The following is an 18,890-nucleotide window of genomic DNA, read 5'->3' as shown; positions in this document are numbered from 1 at the left end:
CAGGCTCGGTACCGTCCGGTGGAGGACGAGATCGACCCGGAGGTGCCCGGTGGTGCGCAGGAGCCCGCAGGAGAAGAAGCGGCTGAGCTATGCCAAGGACCGCCGCAACACCTACGGGGAGAACGACAAGGGCTCCCGCCGCGGCATCCCGCTCAACCGGCGGCTCGACCTGCGGGCCGACCGGCGGCGGGCCGAGCAGGCGCTGCGCGGTGCCCTCGGCCCGGCGGACGAGGCGGCGGCGGACCGGGCCGAGCAGGCCGCGCGCGACCGGCGGCCGGCGCGGTTCCGGAAGGCGCCCGACACGCCGCTGGGCGAGGTCGTGGCGCGCCGGCTGCGGCGACGGGTGCGGCTGGGCATGGACGAAGGCGGCGGCACCGCGGCACGCCTGGCCCGACTGGGCCGCCACCACCGCGGCCACGAGGCGTGAGCGCCGCGGTCCACGAGACGCCGCCGGACGGGGAAGACGCGGCCGGTTCCGGCCCGCCGCCGCCGACGCGCCGGCCCGAGCCGGCACCGCGCACGCAGGACGTGAGGACCGCCGTGGCGCAGGCGCCGGCCGACCTCGACCTCGGCGGCGGTTGGGACACCACCGCGCGGCTGGTGGGCGGGCGGTGGGTCGTGCGCAGGCCGCGCCGCCCCGGGGTGGTCGCGCAGCTGCGCCGGGAGACCCGGTTGATGCCGTGGCTCGCACCGCGCCTGCCGCTGCCCGTCCCGGTCCCCGAAGTCGTGCCCGGGGAACCGTTCGCGGTGCGGCACCCCCTCGTGCCCGGCGAACCGCTCACCCACCCCGCCCACGGGCGCGAACTCGGGCTGTTCCTCCGCGCCCTGCACGACTGCCCGACCGACGAACCGCTCCGCCTCGGCGTCCCGCGCGGCCGGCCGGCCGACGACCTGGCCCGGTTCGCCGCCGACGTCGTGCCGCTCCTCCCGGCGAACCTGCACGAGCCCGCGCACGCGCTGCTCGCGGCCGGGCGGCGGCTGACCGGCGACGTGCTGGTCCACGGCGACCTCGGCCCCGAGCACGTGCTGGCCGCCGACGGCCGGCTGACCGGTGTCATCGACTTCGGCGACGCCCACCTGGGCGACCCGGCGATCGACCTCGCGTGGGCGCTGCACGGCACCCCACCGGCCTTCGCCGACGCCCTGGCCGCGGCCTACGGCGTGACCGACGACCAGCGCGAACGGGCACTCGTGGCGCACCGGCTCGGCCCCTGGCACGAGGTCGCCTTCGGCCTGGACCACGACGACCCGGCGATCGTCCGGGAAGGGCTGGACGGCGTCGTGGCACGGCTGCGACCCGCGACCGGTCCCTGACGGCGTGGTGGTGGACCGCCGCCGCTGATCGGGACCGACCTGGCCCGCGCGGTCGTGCCGGCCCTCATCCCGCTCATGGCGTTCACCGGCACGCTCACCGTGCCGCTGCCGAGTCGGAGGCCCCCGACCACTAGCAGTAGGTCGCCTCGGGCAGGTTCCCCGCGAGGTACGCGCCGGGCGGCACGCCCATCGTGGCCCGGAACTCGCGGCTCAGGTGCGCCTGGTCGTAGTAGCCCAGCTCGACCGCCAGCCGCGCCCACCCGCCGCGGCCGCCCCGCGCCACCACCCGGCGCACCCGCTCCACGCGCGCGAACCGCTTGGGCGACAACCCGACCGCCCTGGTGAACAGCGTCCGCAGGTGCCGCTCGCTCACGCCCAACGCCAGCGCCGTCTCGGCCACGCCCCGCACCCGCAGCATCCGCGCCGCCGCGTGCACCAGGTCCGACCGCCCCGGATCCGCCTGCGCCACCCGGCTCAGCAGCGCCGCCCGCAACGCGGCCACGTCACCGACCGGCCGGCCCCACAGCTCGCTCAACGGCACCGCCCGGTCGACCAGCTCGTCCACCGGCACGTCCAGCACCGCCTGCGCCCGCCCCGGCGTCAACCGCACGACCACCCGCCGCGCCCGCCGCCCGGCGGTGTAGCGGGCCCGGTCGCGCGGCCCCACCACGTACGCGCCCTCGGACGCCGTGCACAGCACCAGCGTCGTGGCCGTGTCCGGCGCGTGCACGTACGTGCGCCCCTCGAACGACTGGCTGCCGATCCCCTCGACCCACGGCCGCAAGCGCTGCTCCACGTCCGACGACAACCGCCGGAACGTCCAAGACCTTCCCCTCCCCCGGCCCGCAGACTCGGCCCCATGCTGCTGATCACGGGTGCCACCGGCACCACCGGCCGGGAAGTCGTCCGGCTCCTCACCGACCGCGGGGTCCCGTTCCGGGCCCTCTCCCGCACGCCGACCGGCGACCAGGTGCGCGGCGACCACACCGACCCGGCGTCCCTCGACCGGGCCATGGCCGGCGTGACCGCCGTGTTCCTGCTCGGCCCCGGCACCGCCGACCTGCCCGCCTACGACCTGGCGCTGCTCGACGCGGCCCGGCGGGCGGGCGTGCCGAAGGTGGTGAAGCTGTCCGCGATCCCCGTCGGCCCGGTCGCGGGATGGCACCGCCCCGGCGAGGACGCGGCCCGCGCGTTCCCGGCGTGGACGCTGCTGCGGGCGAGCCTGTTCGCGTCCAACTCGTTGCAGTGGGCCCCGCTCATCGCCGCCGGCGAGCCCGTGCCGAACCCGACCGGCACGACGAGGCTCGGCGTGGTGGACCCGCGCGACCTGGCCGAGGTGGCGGTCGAAGCGCTGCGGCACGACCACCACGGCCGCGCCTACACCCTCACCGGCCCGGAGCTGATCTCCGTGCCGGAGCAGGTCGCCGTCCTGGCCGAGGTGCTCGACCGGCCCCTGACCACGGTGGACGTGCCGCTGGAGGACCTGCCCGGGGAGTACGCCGAAGGGCTGCGGGCCGTCCGCACCGGCGCGGGCTCGCTGCTGTCCGACGACGTGGCCGAGGTGCTGGGACGCCCCGCGCGCACGTACGCCACGTGGGCCCGGGAGAACTTCCCCCGCCCCTGACCGCTCAGCCGGACGCGCCGAGGTGCCGGACCGCCTCCCGGGCGATGTCCGTGCGCGACCGCACGCCGAGCTTGGCGAGCACGTGCGACACGTGCGTGGCCACCGTGCGGCCGGACAGGAACAGGCGCTCCCCGATCTGCCGGTTCGACAGCCCCGACACCACCAGCTCGGTGACCTTCAGCTCGGTCGGCGTCAGGCTCTCCCAGCCGTGCGTGGCCCGCCGGTGCTTGGCGTGCGGGCCACGCCGGATGCCGTGCTCCCGCAACCGGGCCAGCAGCCGGGTCGCGTCCCAGTCCGCGCCCAGCCCGGCGTGCACCTCCACGGCGTGGCTCAGCGCCGCCCGCGCCGACGACCGGTCGCCCGCCGCCGCGAACAGCTCCGCCGCCGCCGACAACGCCTTGGCCCGGAACAGGGGCCGCCCGGCCACCCGGTACTCCTCGGCGGCGTGCAGCAACCCGACCGGGTCGGCCGACACCAGCGCCCGGCAGTAGGCCGCGGACCCCCGCCGGTGCGGCACGTCCAGCTCCGCCACCAACGCCTCGGCGTGCGCGACCGCGGCCGAGGCGTCCTCGCCCAGCTCCGCGGCCAGCCGCACGAAGTCCGGCAGCAGGTCCTCCACCGACCGCCACCCGGTCAACGCCGACCACGCCTCCCGCACCCGCCCCGCCTGCTCCAGCTCCAGGCTCACGGCCAGCGCCAGCGGCCCCACCACGTGCCCCTCCGGCAGCGGGGCGGTCCCGTCGCCGACGACCGGGCGCAGGTGCGCCCGCGCCCCCGCCGCGTCGCCCCGGTGCAGGTGGATCAACGCGGCCACGCCGTGGTCGCACCGCGAGACCATCGGGTGCTTCAGGTCGTCGGCCAGCAGGTCGACGTCGACCAGCGCCTCGTCCCACCGGCCGGCGTCCAGCAGGAGCTGGCCCAGCGCGCTCTGCGCCTGCGCCAGCCGCACGAGGTTGCCGACCTGGTCGGCGGCGTGCCGGACCACCTGCGCGGACGCGATGGCCTCCGGGCCGCGGTCCAGCTCGCCCAGGGTCACGGCCTGGTTGATCTGGAGCAGCAGCCGCAGGTCCGACGTGGCGGGCTCGCCCATGGCCACCGCCAGCGCCCGGTCGAACAGCGGCAGCGCCTCGGCCATCCGGCCGCGCGCCATCGCCACGATCGTGCGCACGTGCAGGGCCCAGCTCGTGGCCCACGGGTCGGCGTCCACCAGCGCCGCCCGCGCGAGCCGTTCGGCGGCGTCCAGCTCGCCGACGTCCCAGTGCGCGCGGGCCGCCACCACGAGCAGCCGGGCCCGGTCCGACGCGGTGAGCCCCGGCGCCGCGAGCGCCCGCTCCACCTCGACCAGCGTCTCCGCCGAACGCCCCGTGATGCTGCGGCACTGCGCCAACGTCCAGTGCAGGTCCACGAGCGTGCCGTGCTCCAGCCCGGCCAGCGCGACGGCCTCCGCGCCGTGGTGGTCGCCCAGCCGGAACCGGGCCTCGGCCAGGTGCGCCAGCAGCACACCCCGGCGCGGGCCCGCGTTCGGCGCCACCACGACCCGCCCGAACAGGTCCACCGCCGCCTCGGGCGCGTGCGCGACGAGCACCGCGCCGTGCGCGACCAGCCAGTCCGCCACCCAGTCCGGCATCCGGTCGTCGGCGGCGAGGAGCTGCCGGGTCACCCGGTCCACGCCCGCGCCCGTGTCGGCCAGCGCGCGGGCCGCCTCGGCGTGCCACGCGCCGCGCGCCGCCTCCGGCACCTCGTCGTACAGGGCGGTGCGCACCAGCGGGTGCCGGAACGACAGGCCGGCCGTGCCGTCGACCAGCACCCCCGCCACGGTCGCCTCCTGCAACGCGGGCAGCAGCTCTACCACCCGCATGCCCAGCACGGCGGCCAGGTCGGCGACCGGGAAGTCCACGCCGAGCAGCGCGGCGGCGACGAGCACCCGGCGCACGTCCGCGCCCAGGAACCCGATCCGGTCCGCGATGGCCGCCGACAGCGACGGCGGCACCCCGGCGTCGACCAGCCGGGCCGTGCCGGTGGCGTCCACCTCGATCGCCGCGCCGCGCAACAACGCCTCGACCAGCTCGACCAGGTACAGCGGGTTGCCGCCGGCGTCCTCGGCCAGCCGCGCCAGCGCCTCGTCCGGCGTGCCGCCCGCCAGCCTGCCGGTCAGCTCCACCACGGCGGGCGGCGCGAGGCGCGGCAGCGGCAGGCGCGGCACGTCCTTGCGCAGCACGGCCAGGTCGTCCCGGCGCGGCAACGGCCGCAACACGCCGATCAGCAGCAGCGGCAACTGCGGCACCAGCCCCGCCAGCCGCCGCCACACCGCGACGCTCGCCTCGTCCGCCCACTGCACGTCGTCCAGGACCAGGACCACCGGGCCGATCGCGCACAGGTCGTCCACGCGCGCCAGCAGGCGTTCGGCGGTGACTGCGGCGCTCTCCGCGCGGGCCACGGCCAGCGCGTCCAGCAGCGGCAGCAGCGGCAGCGAGCGGCCCAGCTCGTCGCCCGCGCCCCGGCACACCCGGAAGCCGCGGGCCGCCGCCGCGTCGCACGCCGCGCGGACCAGCGCCGTCTTGCCGATGCCGGGCTCGCCCTCGACGAGCAGCGCGCTGCCCCGCCCCCGGGACAGGTCGTCCACCAGCGCCAGGAGGCGGCCCAGCTCTCGCTCGCGGCCTGCGAGACGCAGTGTGACGGCGCGCACACCGCGAGAATACGGCGCTAACGTCAAGTTAACAAGATGTAACATTGCCGCCGAATTAACCTGATCGTCGCACAGTTATCGGATTGTTCACGCCGATTCCGCTCCACACCGGTCCGCGTGCTGACACGGTAATCGCCGAAATTCCCCGACCCTGTCGACTGGAGAACGCATGCGAATCGGACGAGTGCTCATCGCCGCCCTGGTCGTGACCGCCTTTACGACCTTCGCGCAGGTGGCCACCAGCCCGTTCGGCGGAATGCCCTACAACTGACCGTCGATATTCCACGCCCGACCGGCCATTATTCCACGCGGGTCGGGCAGGTGACGACGAACAGGGGTCGCCCGGACAACGGAGTCCGGCGAACCCGGTCGCGGTCGGATCCACATTCGCTCTTCTTCGGCCCCAACCGGGCCGCTACGCTGCGGAAGCGTGGCACCGGCACCGACGCGAGGGGCCGCGCGCGTGGCGCGCTGCGGCGCGGTCGGGCTGTCCACCGGGCTCCTGGCCGTGATCGCGCACGCGAGCGGCGGCGGCCACCTGCCCTCCTTCCCGCACGTGCTGGTGTTCGCGCTGGCCATCGCGTGGACGTGCGTGCCGCTCACCGACCGGCAACTGGGGCTGACCGAGCTGTTCGGGCTCGTCGGCGTGGTCCAGGTCGCCGCGCACGTGTTCCTCGCCGTGCTGTCGCGGGAACCGCGCGACGTGCTGCCGTCGCCGTCGATGCTGCTCGCCCACCTCGGGGCGACGGTGATCGTCGTCGTGGCCCTGGCCGGGTTCGAGCAGGCCGTGTTCCGGCTGGCCGCCGCGCTGGCGGCCGTGCTGCCCCGGCGGCTGAGCCCGCCGCCCGCGTTCGCGCCCCTGCGCATCCCCATCGCCGCGCACCCGCGCCAGCCGCTGTCGGAGGTCCTGCGCCGACGCGCGCTGCCGCGGCGCGGCCCGCCGCGCTCCTAGGTACCCGAGTCCCCCACCACCGTCCCGTTCCGGGACCGGTGGCACCTCCTCGTACCCGGGAGTTCCCGCCATGTCCGAGACCTGGCGCGGCCTCGTGCTGCGCTTCCACTTCTACGCGGGCGTGCTCGTCGGCCCGTTCGTCCTGATCGCCGCCCTGACCGGCGTGCTCTACGCCGCGACGCCCCAACTGGAGTCGTGGCTGTACTCGAACCAGCTCCGCGTGCCCGAGTCGACGTCCTCGGTGCCGTTGTCCGAGCAGGTGAAGGCCGCCGTGGCGGCCCGGCCGGGCGACACGCTCGCCGCCATCCGGCCCGCCCCCGGGCCGGGCGACACCACGCGCGTGCTGTTCACCAGCGACGGCGACGCCCGGCCCACCGTGTTCGTCAACCCCGCCGACGGCACCGTGGTCGGCGAGCTGATGACCTACGGCACCAGCGGCGTGCTGCCGCTGCGCACCACCATCGACCAGATCCACCGCAACCTGATGCTCGGCGAACCCGGCCGGCTCTACAGCGAGCTGGCCGCGTCCTGGCTGTGGGTGGTCGCGCTCGGCGGCGTGTTCCTGTGGTTCAGCCGCCGCCGCGCGCAGCGGACCAAGCCCACCACCCGGCGGCACGCCACGATCGGCCTGTCGGTGCTCGTGGGCGCGCTGTTCCTGTCCGCGACGGGGCTGACCTGGTCGGCCTACGCCGGCGAGAACGTCGCCGCCGTGCGCCAGGCGTTGAACTGGACCACGCCGGCGCTGGAGGGCGGCGGCGACCACGCCGGGCACGACATGTCCGACCCGATCCCGGTGTCGCCCGGCGAGGTGGACTCCGTGCTGGCCACCGCGCGCCGGGCGGGCATCGACTCGGGCCTGATCGAGATCGTCGCGCCGCCGATGGCCGGGATGCCGTGGAACGTCAGCGAGATCGACCGCTCCTGGCCCACCCAGGTCGACGCGGTCGCCGTCTCCGGCGGCGAGGTGCTGGACGAGGTCCGGTTCGCCGACTACCCGGTGGCGGCCAAGCTCGCCCGGTGGGGCATCGACGCGCACATGGGCGTGCTGTTCGGGTGGCCGAACCAGCTCGTGCTGCTGGCGCTCGGGCTCGGCCTGGTGGCGCTGGTCGTGCTGGGCTACCGGATCTGGTGGCTGCGCCGCCCGACCCGGGGCTTCGGCCGGCCGGTCCCGCGCGGGCAGTGGCGCAAGCCGCCGCGGGCCCAGCTCGTGGCCGTGCTCGTGGTGGCGGCGGCGGTGGGCTGGTTCGTGCCGCTGTTCGGGCTGAGCCTGCTGGCGTTCCTGGTGGTCGACCTCGTGCTGGCGGCGCGGGCGCGGCGGCGGAAGGACACCGAGCCGTCCCCCTCCGAGTCCTCGCCGGTGGCCGGCTAGCGACGGCCCGCGGCCGGGTCGGGCACCTCTTCACGCCCGGCCCGGCCGCTCGCGTTTCGCGGCCCGGAACGCGCTCCATCGCAACCCGCCGGCCCGGCCGGACGGATTTCGCGGCCCGGAACGCGCTCGACCCGGAACGCGAATGGCCTGGCCGCACGCGTTTCGCGGCTTGGAGCGCGCTGGATCGGAACGCGAACGGTTCGGCCGCACGCGTTTCGCGGCTCGGAACGCGCTCGACCGGAACGCGAACGGCTCGGCCGGACGGATTTCGCGGCTGGGAGCGCGCCCGGCCGGAACCGGACGGCGCGGTCGCTTCACCAGCGTGAACATCGTTGACGTTGGTGGTCCAGACCACACAAACTCCGTGGCATGCGCGGGAAATCGGTTCTCTCCGCCGCCCTGGTGGCGGTCGGCCTGGTGGTCGCGTCGCCGTCGCCCTCGACGGCGGCACCGGCCGTGTTCGCCCACCCCGGTGTGCTGGTGGGCAAGTCGCAGCTCGACTTCGTGCGGGCCAAGGTGAACGCGGGCGAGCAGCCGTGGCGCGGCGCGTTCGACCAGATGCTGGCGCACCCGTTCGCCTCGCTGTCGCGCGTGCCGAAGCCGCGGGCCGTGGTGGAGTGCGGGTCCTACTCCAACCCCAACTACGGGTGCACGGACGAGCGCGAGGACGCGTTGGCGGCGTACACCTTGTCGTTGGCGTGGTACGTGACGCGGGACAACCGCTACGCGGCCAAGGCGATCGAGATCATGGACGCGTGGTCGGCCACGATCCGCGACCACACCAACACCAACGCGCCGCTGCAGACGGCGTGGGCCGGCTCGTCGTGGCCGCGGGCCGCGGAGATCATCAGGCACGTGCACGGGAACTGGCCGAACGCGGGGCGGTTCGCGACCATGCTGCGGGACGTCTACCTGCCGGAGGTCGTCGGCGGGCGGGCGGCGACGAACGGCAACTGGGAACTGTCCATGATGGAGGCGACGCTCGGGATCTCCGTGTTCCTGGAGGACCGGGCGGTGTACGACCGAGCGGTGGCGACGTTCCGGACCCGGATGCCCGCCTACGTCTACCTGACGACGGACGGCGCGCTGCCGCGCACGCCGCCGGGCAGCGGCATCGACACGCGGGACGAGATCGTCTCGTACTGGCACGGGCAGACCACGTTCGTGAACGGCCTGTCGCAGGAGACGTGCCGCGACTTCACCCACACCGGTTACGGCCTGGCCGCCGCCGCGCACATCGCCGAGACCGCCCGGCTCCAGGGCCAGGACCTGTGGGGCGAGGTGCGCGAGCGGCTGCGCCACGCCTACGGCCTGCACTCGAAGTACCAGCTCGGCGTCGAGCCGATGCCGTCGTGGCTGTGCGGCGGCACCCGCAAGCAGGCCCTCGGCCCGACCACCGAGGTGGCGTTCAACGCCCTGAACACCCGGCTGGGCATCGCCATGACCAACACCCGGGCCCTGACCGAACGCCAACGCCCGGCCGGCACCGACCGCCTGTTCATCGCCTGGGAAACCCTGACCCACGCCCTGAACCCCGCCTGACCGAACCGCGCGTGTCCTACCTCCGGAACGCGCGTGTCCTACCTCCGGAACAGCCGAGTTGAGCGTTCGGAACAGCGGTGGACGTTCCGAGCGTTCAACTCGGGTGTTCTGAGCGTTGGACACGCGCGTTCCGAACGTAGGACACGCGCGGGTTCAGGTGGTCAGGGCGGTGGTTTCGGGGTAGGTCGGGAGGTCGGTGGGGAGCGGGGCGCCGGAGCGGACGGCGTCGGCGGTGCGGACGGTTTCGGCCAGGGCCGCGCGGAACAGGAGGGAGCCGGTGCTCACCCGGCGCACGCCCAGGTCACGCAGGGTGGCGGTGGGCAGCACGGGGAGCACGTTCAGGGGCACGTCGAGGGCCGCCACCAGGGCGGCGATACCGCGCTCGTCCGCCAAGCCCGGCACGAAGACGCCGTCCGCGCCGGCGTCCGCGTATGCCAAGGCACGGGTCACCGTCGACTCACGGTCCACGGACAGCCAGTGCGTGTCCACCCGCGCGTTGACGAACAGGCCCGGCGCGGCCTCCTTGAACGCACGGACCACCGCGGCGTGCGAACCGGGATCGGCCAACCCCTCGCCACGCCCGTCCTCCACGTTCACCCCCGCCACGCCCAGCTCCCACAGCTCCGCCGCCAACGACCGCACGTCACCGCCGAACCCGGCCTCCACGTCCACCGTCACCGGCACGGGCAGCCGCACCAGCCGCCGCGCCAACGCCACGGTCTCCGCCCGCGCCACCCCCGCCGCGTCCGGCAGGCCGTGCGCCACCGCCACGCCCAGGCTCGTCGTCCCCACCGCCGCGAACCCGGCCCGCACCAGCGCCGCCGCGGACGCGAAGTCCCACGCGTTCGGCAGCACCAGGAAGTCGTCGTGCAACCGGTGGAACACCCGCGACCCCTCCGCCAACGCCATCGCGTGCTCCCGCCCCGGGCACGCGTGCCGCCCCGCCCCGAACCACGCCCCGGCCAGGTCCACCTCGACCACCGACCCGTCCGGCGCGACCCGCCGCGTCACGGGCACCGGCGGCTCCACCCCCGCGATCAACGCCCGCGTCGCCGCGCTCGCCTGCACCAGCACCCCGATCAGGTTGGCCGTCCCCTCGTCCCAAGCCCCACCGCACGCCGCGACCAGCCGGGCCACCGCCTCGTCCGCCTCCCGCGTCACCGCGACGTGCGGCTGGTAGCACCCCGCCACCACCGCCACGTCACCGGCGACCGACCGCGGCAGCCCCAACGCCTCCGCCAGCACCGCCACCGGCTCCCCCGGCCGCCGCAGCGCGTCAAGATCCACAGTGGACAGCACCCGCGCCACCACCGCCCGCCGCCGCACGTGGTCCGCGCCCTCGCTGAACCGCGCCACCCCGGCCCGCAGCCACGCCACCCCGGACTCCGCCGCCGGCACCGGCGTCACCACGTAACCGTCGTCCTCCAGCACGCTCATGCGGCCACCGTAGGCGCCGGACACTTCGGCGCACGCCGAACCGTCGGCGGCGCACAATGGCGGACGTGGCAGCAGACCGACTCGCGTCCCTGGCCGCGCTGCTGGCCGACCGCAGCCGCGCCCGGTTCCTGCTCGCGCTGATGGACGGCCGGGCGTGGACGTCCGGCGAGCTGGCCGACGCCGCCGACGTGGCGCCGTCCACGGCGAGCGAGCACCTGACCCGCCTGGTCCAGGGCGGCCTCCTGGTCGAACGCCGCCAGGGCCGCCACCGCTACGTGCAGCTCGCCGGCCCGCGCCAGGCCAGGCTGCTCGAAGACCTCCTCGCCTACCTCGGCCCCGCCGACCCGCCGCGCCGCACGCTGCGCGCGTCCGCCGCCGACCAGGCCCTGCGCCGCGGCCGGACCTGCTACGACCACCTGGCCGGCCGCCTGGGCGTGGCGATCACCGACGCCATGACGGCCCGCGGCCTGCTCACCGACGACCTGTCCGTCACCGACGACGGCCTCGCGTGGCTGACCGACGAGCTGGCGTTCGGCCCGCCGACCACCCGCCGCCCGCTGGCCAGGGCGTGCCTGGACTGGACCGAGCGCCGCTCCCACCTCGCGGGCGCGGCGGGCGCGCACGTCTGCGCCCACCTGCACGAACGCGGCTGGGTGCGCCGGATCGGCACGGGCCGCGCGGTGCGGCTCACCCCGACCGGTGAGACCGCGCTGCGCGACCTGCTCGGCATCCCGACGGGCAGCACCCTCAGCGGGTGAGCCACCCCGGCAGCCACGACGGGTCGCCCGCCGGCAGCACGTCGATCACCACGCACGTGATGTTGTCCGGCCCGCCGCGCGCGTTGGCCGCCTCGATCAACGCCCGCACGGTCTCGTCACCGTCCGCGGACGCGGTCAGCAGCCCGGCGATCTCCGCCGGGGCGACCACGTCCGACAGCCCGTCCGAGCAGATCAGGTACCGGTCGCCCGCCTCGACGTCCTGGAAGAACAGGTCGGCGTCGTGCGCGCTGCCAGCCTGCAACGCGCGCATGAGCATCGACCGGCCGGGGTGCTCGGCGGCCTGCTCGGCGGCCATCCGGCCGTCGTCGACCAGCGCCTGCACCATGGTGTGGTCCCGGGTGACCTGGGACAGCTCGCCCTCGCGGACGAGGTAGCAGCGCGAGTCGCCGATGTGCCCGACCGCGAACCGCTCGCCGTCCCACAGCAGCGCGGTGAGCGTGGTGCCCATGCCGCGCATGTCGAAGTTCTCCTCGGCCAGGTCGGTCAGCCGGACGGCGATCTCCCGCGTCGCACCGGCCAGCTCGCCGAGGGGGTCGTCGGCTTCCACGTCGAGGTCGGCCAACACCGCCACCGCGATCGAACTCGCCACTTCGCCGAACGCGTGCCCGCCCATGCCGTCGGCGACGGCGAACAGTCGTTCGCTGAAGTACACGGAGTCCTCGTTCGCTTCACGGCGCAGGCCGGGGTCGGTGCCGACGGCGTACCGGAGCGCATACATGCCGCACAGTGAATCACTCGCACGGGTGCCCGTGAGCAGGGCATGTCCAATCCGGTCAGCGGGGACGGCCGTAGAACTCGCTCAGGAGGAGCATCGCCGCGCCGGCCGCGACCACGTCGTCACCCAGCGGAGTGATCGACACGTCCACCGGCAGCCACTCGTCCTTGGGCAGCCGGGCCCGCACGCCGTCCAGGTAGGCGGCCGGTTCGGCGAACACCGCGCGGCCGGCCAGCACCACGTGGTCGATGTCCAGCAGTTGCACGAGGTCGGCCACGGCCACGCCCACGATGGACGTCGCCTCCACCAGGTCGCCGCGCGCGGCGGCGAGGTTGTGCAGGGCCTCGATGCAGCCGGTGCGCCCGCACACGCACTGCGGGCCGTCGAGCTGGAGGGTCGTGTGCCCGTACTCCCCCGCGTTGGTGCGCGAGCCCCGGTGCACGCGGCCGTCGAGCAGCATGCCGATGCCCAGGCCGGTGCCGACCAGCACGAGCACCGCGTCCCGCAGCTCCTCGCCGCGCCGCCACGCCTCGGCGACGACCGCCGTGTTGGTGTCCTTGTCGATCACGACCGGGAGGCCGAGCCGCTGTTCGGCCAGGGAGCGCAGCGGCACGTCGTGCCACTCGGACAGGCCGGTCGGGTAGTGCACCACCCCAGTGCGGTGGTCGAGGGGCCCGACGAACCCGATGCCGACGCCGAGGAGCCGTTCGCTGCGCAGGCCGTCGACCAGGCGGTTCAGCTCCTCCACGAACGTCGGCGGGTCGAAGTCGCGCGGCAGCGGCGCGACCGCGCGGTCCAGGACCGTCCCCGCCAGGTCGGTGAGCACGACCCGCAGCTCGTCCCGCTCGACCTGCGCGCCGAGCGCGAGCCGGCTGTCGGCGACGAGCTTGAGCAGGGTGCGCGGCTTGCCGACGCCCACGTTCCGGGTGCCCGACTCGACCAGCAGGCCGTCGTCGATGAGCCTGCTCACCACTTTGGACACCGCCTGCGGCGTGAGCCCGCTGCGGTCGGCCAGCTCGACCCTGGTCACCGCGCCGGACCTGGCCAGCCCGAGCACCACCGCGTCGTTGTACCCCCGCAGGAAGCGCAAGTTGGCCACGGGTCCATCATCGCACCTGGCTTTTTACTACACGCCGTTGCTTTAATCGATGCCATGTCACTGCGCACCGGACTGCTCGGCTACGGCATCGCCGGCCGGGTGTTCCACGCACCCCTGATAGCCGCGACGCCCGGCCTGGAGCTGAGCGCCGTCGTCACCGCGAACCCCGCCCGACGGGCGCAGGCCGAGGCCGCCCACCCGGGCGTGGCGCTGCCGCGCACGGTCGAGGAGCTGTTCGAGCTGGACCTCGACCTGGTCGTGGTCGCCACGCCCAACCGCACGCACGTGCCGTTGGCGCTGGCGGCGATCGAGGCCGGGATGGCGGTCGTGGTGGACAAGCCGTTCGCGCCGACCTCGGCCGACGCGCGGCGGGTGCTGCAGGCGGCGAGGTACCGGGGCGTTCCCGTGACGGTGTTCCAGAACCGGCGGTGGGACGGCGACTTCCGCACGCTGCGGTCGCTGGTGGACGAGGGCGCGCTGGGCACGGTGACCCGGTTCGAGTCGCGGTTCGAGCGGTGGGTGCCGGAGGTCTGGGACAACTGGCGCGAGTTCGGCGCGCCCGACGAGGCCGGCGGGCTGCTGTACGACCTGGGCGCGCACCTGGTCGACCAGGCGTTGGAGCTGTTCGGTCCCGTGTCGGCGGTGTACGCCGAGCTGGACCTGCGGCGGCCCGGGGTCGAGGTGGACGACGACGTCTTCGTGGCGCTCACCCATGCGAATGGCGTGCGTTCACACCTTTGGGCCAGTTCCGCCGCGCCGCACCACGGACCACGGTTCCGCGTGCTGGGCTCGACCGGCGCGTACGTGTCGCACGGCCTGGACGGCCAGGAGGACGCCCTCGCCGCCGGCAAGCCATTTGAAGATTTGTCGACATCCGCCCGGGTGGGGTTGCTGGACGACGCCGAGGAGGTCGTGGGCCTGCCCGGCGCGTACTCGGAGTTCTACCGGCTGCTGGTCGCCGCCCTGACCGAGGGCGGCCCGCTGCCGGTCGACCCGGAGTCGGCGGTGCGGGCACTGGAAGTGATCGAGGCGGCGTTCACCTCCGCCCGGACCGGACAGGTGGTGTCGCCGTGAGCCTGCTGGAGACCTTGGCCGAGCAGGAGTCCCGGCTGGTGTTCACGTCGTTCGACAACGAGGTGGCGCTGGCGCTGGGCACGTTCCTGCTGACCGCCGCCCGTGAGCGCGCGCTGCCGGTGACGATCTCGGTGCGCCGGGGGCGGCAACGCCTGTTCCACGCGGCGCTGCCGGGCACGTCGGCGGACAACGACGAGTGGATCGACCGCAAGAGCCGCGTGGTCGACCGGTACGGGCAAAGTTCGTTCCGGGTCGGCGAGACCTTCCGGGCGGCCGGCAAGGACTTCGACCGGGACTCCCGCCTGGACCCCGACCGGTACGCCGCGCACGGCGGCGTGTTCCCGGTGAACGTGGTCGGTGTCGGCATGGTGGGCACCGTCGGGGTGTCGGGCCTGCCGCAGGCGGAGGACCACGCGTTCGTCGTGGAACAGGTCGAGAAGTTCCTCACGACGGCGACGGCGACGGCCACGGCGACGTAGACCACGGGTGCGCCGGCCGCCGCCCGACCGGCACGCCCCTTCCCACCCGACGCCCCGTCCTGCCCCCGGACGGACCGTCGGAAAGGCGGTGAGGGGCTGCCTCACACCCCCAGTGGCAGCCCTTCACCGCCTTGGCGCGCCCCCGGTCCGCTCGGCCCTCTGGCGCACCCCCGGTCCGCTCCCCTGGCTGACGCTTGCCGACGACCGCAGTGGCCGGTGGCGGCGGTGGCCGACGACCGCAGTGGCGGAGTGCTGCGGTGGCCGAGGGCTGGTGCTTGCCGGCGGCCGCGGTGGCCGCGCCCTGCGCCGGCCAGTGATCGCGTCGGCTGGCAGCTACCGCGGTTGGTGGCGGCGGAGGCGGGCCGCTCCAGCCGGTGGTCGCGGCGGTTGGCTGAGGCGGTTCGTGGCCGAGGCGGTTGGCGGCCGAGGCGGTTCGTGGCCGAGGCGGTTGGCGGCTGAGAGGCAGCCGGTAGCCGGGTGGCCGAGGCGGCCGGTAGCCGGAGGCCGGCGGTCGCGGTAGCCAGGGTGGTCCGGTGGCACCTTGTGGGCGCGCTGGAACCCGGCCTCGCCCGGAGCGGTGCGGGTTGAGCCCGAGCCCGCACCGCTCCGGGCAGGCAATGCCCATGTCAGGCCACGTCCACGTCAGGCCATGTTCACGTCAAGCCATGGCACGTCACGCCCTGGAGGTCGCGCCCAGGTCAGCAGAACACCTCGTTCAGCAGTTCCTCGAGACCCGCCACGGCACCGGGATCCGGGGCCGAGGTCACTGACGCCGTCAGCCTGGTCTTCGTGTCCAGCGTGCTGAGCATCAGGCTCGAGTACCCCGGGATGCCCCCGCCGTGCCCCCGCACCTTCACCCCGCACGGCAGATCGGTGTCCTCGATGCCCAACCCGTAACCGGGCGTGATCGGCGGCATCGTGGTCAGCTCCGCCTGCTGCGCCGGCCGGAGCAGGCGGCCGTCCAGCAGCGCGTCCACGAACCGGTCCAGGTCCGCCGTCGTGGAGATCATCTCGCCCGCCGCGTACGCGACCGACGGGTTGATCTCCGTGATGTCGACGACCTGCCCGCCCGCCCGCACATACCCGTGCGCGTGCGGGCCCGGGATCTCGCTGCGCGTGCCCGGCACGGACGTCCCCCGCAGGCCCAGCGGACGCAGGATGCGCTGCTCCACCGCCACCCCGTACGGCCGGCCCGTGACCTTCTCCACCAGCATCCCGGCCACGACGTAGTTCGTGTTCGAGTAGTTCCAGGACGTGCCCGGCTCGAAGTCGAGCGGCCGGGCCGTGGACAGGGCGACCAGCTCGGCCGGCGTCCACGTCTTGTCCCGGATCGTCACGAACCCGTCCGGGTCGAGCGGCAGGGCCGCCGTGTAGTTGAACAGGCCGCTGGTGTGCTGCAACACGTGCCGGACGGTGATCCGGTCGCCGTCCGGCAGCAGCCCGGGCAGGTACCGCCCGACCGGCGCGTCCAACTCCACCCTGCCCTCGCCGACCAGCTGCAGCACCACGGTCGACACGAACGTCTTGGTGATGCTGCCGACCCGGAACCGGCCGTCGGTCGGCACGGGCCGCGGCGAGTCGACCCGGGCCGTGCCGCTGCGGGCGGTGAACTCCTGCCGCCCGTCGACCACCCGCACCTGCACCCCTTGCGCCCCCGTGCGCGCCATCTCGTCCAGCGCCCGCTGCACCACCTGCCGGTCGATCCGGCCACCCCGGTCGGCCGACGGTTCGGCCACCGCCGGCCCGGCGACGCCCACGACCGCCAACCCCACGGCCGCCGCCAGGGCGATTCCCCTCTTGCCCATCAACGTTGCTCCCTTCAGACGTTGAGGGCTTCGAGTTTGTCCTGGTGTCGTGGGGGCGTCATCGGACCGTGGTCTGGGAGGTGATCAGACTTTCGGCTGGGCCACCCCTAGTGGCGCCCCGCCCTTCGGAACCGGTTCCGAGGGAATCTCCACTAGTCCGTTCGAGTGACGCCAATGGTCTAGACCTTGACCGTGAAGTGGTCTGAACCACATGGTGACGTCAACCCTGCACTCCTTTCCTGACAAGGAGCACGATGTCCAAGATCCGATGGCATGTCACAGCGTTGTTCGTGGCGGTCGCCACGTTGGTGGTGGGACTGGTGGTCGCCCCCGCGGCCAGCGGTGCGGGCGGCGTCTCGGCCACCTTCAGCAAGGGCTCGGACTGGGGCACGGGCTACGAGGGCAAGTACACGATCAAGAACGGCGGCACGTCCGCCCTGACGTCGTGGACGGTCGAGTTCGACCTGCCCGCGGGCCACAAGGTCAGCTCCCTGTGGGACGGCTCCTACACCACCAGCGGCCAGCACGTGACCGTCAAGAACACGTGGAACGGCAACGTGGGCGTGGGCGCGTCGGTGAGCTTCGGCTTCAACGTGACCTACTCCGGCGCGTTCAGCGGCCCGGCCAACTGCAAGCTGAACGGCGCGTCGTGTGAGGCGGGCGGGGTCGACCCGACGACGACCACGTCCACGACGACCACCACCACCACGACGACCACGACGACGACCACCACCACCACGACCACGTCCAACCCGCCGGTCGGCTCGCGGAAGAACCTCGGCTACTTCACCCAGTGGGGCGTCTACGGCCGCCAGTACTTCGTGAAGAACATCCACACCTCCGGCTCGGCCGCGAAGCTCACGCACATCAACTACGCGTTCGGCAACGTGCAGAACGGCCAGTGCACCATCGGTGACGCCTACGCCGACTACGACATGGCCTACACCGCGGCGAACTCCGTCGACGGCGTCGCCGACACGTGGGACACCGGCGCGCTGCGCGGCTCGTTCAACCAGCTGCGCAAGCTGAAGAAGATGTACCCGCACATCAAGGTGCTGTGGTCGTTCGGCGGTTGGACCTGGTCCGGCGGCTTCGGCCAGGCGGCGCAGAACCCGGCCGCGTTCGCCGAGTCCTGCTACCGGCTCGTCGAGGACCCGCGCTGGGCGGACGTGTTCGACGGCATCGACATCGACTGGGAGTACCCCAACGCCTGCGGTCTGACCTGCGACACCAGCGGCTTCGGCTCGTTCAAGACGCTGTCGCAGGCCCTGCGCAACCGGTTCGGCGCGAACTACCTGGTCACGGCCGCCATCACGGCGGACGGCTCCAACGGCGGCAAGATCGACGCGGCCGACTACGGCGGCGCGGCGCAGTACCTCGACTGGTACAACGTCATGACCTACGACTACTTCGGCGCGTGGGCGGCCCAGGGCCCGACGGCCCCGCACTCGCCGCTGACGTCCTGGTCCGGCATCCCGACGCCCGGGTTCTACTCCGACGCGGCGATCCAGAAGCTGAAGAGCAAGGGCGTGCCGTCGGCCAAGCTGCTGCTGGGCATCGGCTTCTACGGCCGCGGCTGGACGGGCGTGACCCAGTCCGCGCCGGGCGGCACGGCGACCGGCGCGGCCCCCGGCACGTACGAGGCGGGCATCGAGGACTACAAGGTCCTCAAGACCAAGTGCCCGGCCACCGGCACGGTCGCGGGCACGGCGTACGCGCACTGCGGCAACCAGTGGTGGAGCTACGACACCCCGGCCACCATCGGCGGCAAGATGACCTACGCCAAGAACCAGGGTCTCGGCGGCGCGTTCTTCTGGGCGCTCGACGGTGACACCTCCAACGGCGAGCTGATCACCGCGATCGGCAACGGCCTGAAGTAACACCCGGCACCACCCGAAGGGCCCTGCGGGCGTCTCCCCGCAGGGCCCGGAGGGGGCCCCGGGGTTGTATTAGGGGTACCTGTTGGGTGGTCCCACGGGCGCGGGAGGTAGGTGTCTGGGGGGTGTGGATGTGTC

16 protein-coding genes are annotated in these 18,890 nt (G+C 74.2%); 10 read left to right on the top strand and 6 right to left on the bottom strand.

Annotation, left to right across the window (positions count from 1 at the left end; genetic code table 11):
* Positions 1–49: 49 nt before the first annotated feature.
* On the top strand, positions 50–427 hold the full coding sequence (locus ACFXGA_RS02385) for a hypothetical protein (RefSeq protein WP_378083590.1): 378 nt from the start codon (positions 50–52) through the stop codon (positions 425–427).
* Complete coding sequence (locus ACFXGA_RS02380; protein ID WP_378083587.1) at positions 424–1,314, top strand: phosphotransferase; 891 nt, start codon at positions 424–426, stop codon at positions 1,312–1,314. The genes ACFXGA_RS02385 and ACFXGA_RS02380 overlap by 4 nt, the downstream gene beginning before the upstream one ends.
* A gap of 130 nt (positions 1,315–1,444) precedes the next feature.
* Here the strand turns inward: ACFXGA_RS02380 and ACFXGA_RS02375 are convergent, their stop codons facing one another.
* A complete protein-coding gene (locus tag ACFXGA_RS02375; protein ID WP_378083585.1) occupies positions 1,445–2,122 on the bottom strand; it encodes a helix-turn-helix domain-containing protein in 678 nt (225 codons plus the stop codon).
* A 51-nt stretch (positions 2,123–2,173) separates the two neighbouring features.
* Here ACFXGA_RS02375 and ACFXGA_RS02370 point away from each other — a divergent pair, with 51 nt between their 5' ends.
* A complete protein-coding gene (locus ACFXGA_RS02370; protein WP_378083582.1) occupies positions 2,174–2,938 on the top strand; it encodes an NAD(P)H-binding protein in 765 nt (254 codons plus the stop codon).
* 4 nt (positions 2,939–2,942) lie between these two features.
* On the opposite strand, the gene ACFXGA_RS02365 is transcribed toward ACFXGA_RS02370, so the two are convergent.
* Positions 2,943–5,624: an ATP-binding protein gene (locus ACFXGA_RS02365; protein ID WP_378083580.1), complete on the bottom strand. Its 2,682-nt coding sequence runs from the start codon at positions 5,622–5,624 to the stop codon at positions 2,943–2,945.
* A 430-nt stretch (positions 5,625–6,054) separates the two neighbouring features.
* On the opposite strand from ACFXGA_RS02365, the gene ACFXGA_RS02360 reads away from it, so the two are divergent.
* From ACFXGA_RS02360 to ACFXGA_RS02350, 3 genes are all read left to right on the top strand, one after another.
* A complete protein-coding gene (locus ACFXGA_RS02360; protein WP_378083578.1) occupies positions 6,055–6,576 on the top strand; it encodes a hypothetical protein in 522 nt (173 codons plus the stop codon).
* Between the two features lie 70 nt (positions 6,577–6,646).
* Positions 6,647–7,945, top strand: coding sequence for a PepSY-associated TM helix domain-containing protein (locus ACFXGA_RS02355; RefSeq protein WP_378083576.1), 1,299 nt, complete (start codon positions 6,647–6,649; stop codon positions 7,943–7,945).
* Between the two features lie 369 nt (positions 7,946–8,314).
* A complete protein-coding gene (locus tag ACFXGA_RS02350) occupies positions 8,315–9,487 on the top strand; it encodes an alginate lyase family protein (RefSeq protein WP_378083575.1) in 1,173 nt (390 codons plus the stop codon).
* 153 nt (positions 9,488–9,640) lie between these two features.
* On the opposite strand, the gene ACFXGA_RS02345 is transcribed toward ACFXGA_RS02350, so the two are convergent.
* Positions 9,641–10,924 carry an isocitrate lyase/phosphoenolpyruvate mutase family protein gene (locus ACFXGA_RS02345; protein ID WP_378083573.1) on the bottom strand — a complete coding sequence of 428 codons (1,284 nt, stop codon included), beginning with the start codon at positions 10,922–10,924 and terminating at the stop codon, positions 9,641–9,643.
* Between the two features lie 65 nt (positions 10,925–10,989).
* Between ACFXGA_RS02345 and ACFXGA_RS02340 the strand changes: the two genes are divergently transcribed.
* Positions 10,990–11,682, top strand: coding sequence for an ArsR/SmtB family transcription factor (locus ACFXGA_RS02340; protein WP_378083571.1), 693 nt, complete (start codon positions 10,990–10,992; stop codon positions 11,680–11,682).
* On the opposite strand, the gene ACFXGA_RS02335 is transcribed toward ACFXGA_RS02340, so the two are convergent.
* Positions 11,672–12,421 (bottom strand): PP2C family protein-serine/threonine phosphatase, encoded by a 750-nt coding sequence (locus ACFXGA_RS02335; RefSeq protein ID WP_378083570.1) that lies wholly within the window; start codon positions 12,419–12,421, stop codon positions 11,672–11,674. The genes ACFXGA_RS02340 and ACFXGA_RS02335 overlap by 11 nt on opposite strands.
* A gap of 55 nt (positions 12,422–12,476) precedes the next feature.
* Positions 12,477–13,517 (bottom strand): ROK family protein, encoded by a 1,041-nt coding sequence (locus tag ACFXGA_RS02330; protein ID WP_378083569.1) that lies wholly within the window; start codon positions 13,515–13,517, stop codon positions 12,477–12,479.
* A 54-nt stretch (positions 13,518–13,571) separates the two neighbouring features.
* On the opposite strand from ACFXGA_RS02330, the gene ACFXGA_RS02325 reads away from it, so the two are divergent.
* Together ACFXGA_RS02325 and ACFXGA_RS02320 are read left to right on the top strand one after the other, a co-directional pair.
* Entirely contained in the window at positions 13,572–14,591 is a 1,020-nt protein-coding gene (locus tag ACFXGA_RS02325; protein WP_378083567.1) for a Gfo/Idh/MocA family oxidoreductase, read from the top strand.
* Positions 14,588–15,070, top strand: coding sequence for a heme-degrading domain-containing protein (locus ACFXGA_RS02320; protein WP_378083566.1), 483 nt, complete (start codon positions 14,588–14,590; stop codon positions 15,068–15,070). Before ACFXGA_RS02325 ends, ACFXGA_RS02320 begins: the two co-directional genes overlap by 4 nt.
* Before the next feature lie 698 nt (positions 15,071–15,768).
* On the opposite strand, the gene ACFXGA_RS02315 is transcribed toward ACFXGA_RS02320, so the two are convergent.
* Positions 15,769–16,875: a serine hydrolase domain-containing protein gene (locus ACFXGA_RS02315; RefSeq protein WP_378083564.1), complete on the bottom strand. Its 1,107-nt coding sequence runs from the start codon at positions 16,873–16,875 to the stop codon at positions 15,769–15,771.
* A 254-nt stretch (positions 16,876–17,129) separates the two neighbouring features.
* Here ACFXGA_RS02315 and ACFXGA_RS02310 point away from each other — a divergent pair, with 254 nt between their 5' ends.
* Positions 17,130–18,755 carry a glycosyl hydrolase family 18 protein gene (locus ACFXGA_RS02310; RefSeq protein ID WP_378083563.1) on the top strand — a complete coding sequence of 542 codons (1,626 nt, stop codon included), beginning with the start codon at positions 17,130–17,132 and terminating at the stop codon, positions 18,753–18,755.
* Positions 18,756–18,890: the final 135 nt, after the last annotated feature.

Origin of the sequence: Actinosynnema sp. NPDC059335, assembly GCF_042752395.1 — a bacterium.
Classification (GTDB): Bacteria; Actinomycetota; Actinomycetes; order Mycobacteriales; family Pseudonocardiaceae; genus Actinosynnema.
The sequence above is the reverse complement of the archived record's forward strand: the minus strand, read 5'-3'. Positions and strand labels throughout refer to the sequence as shown.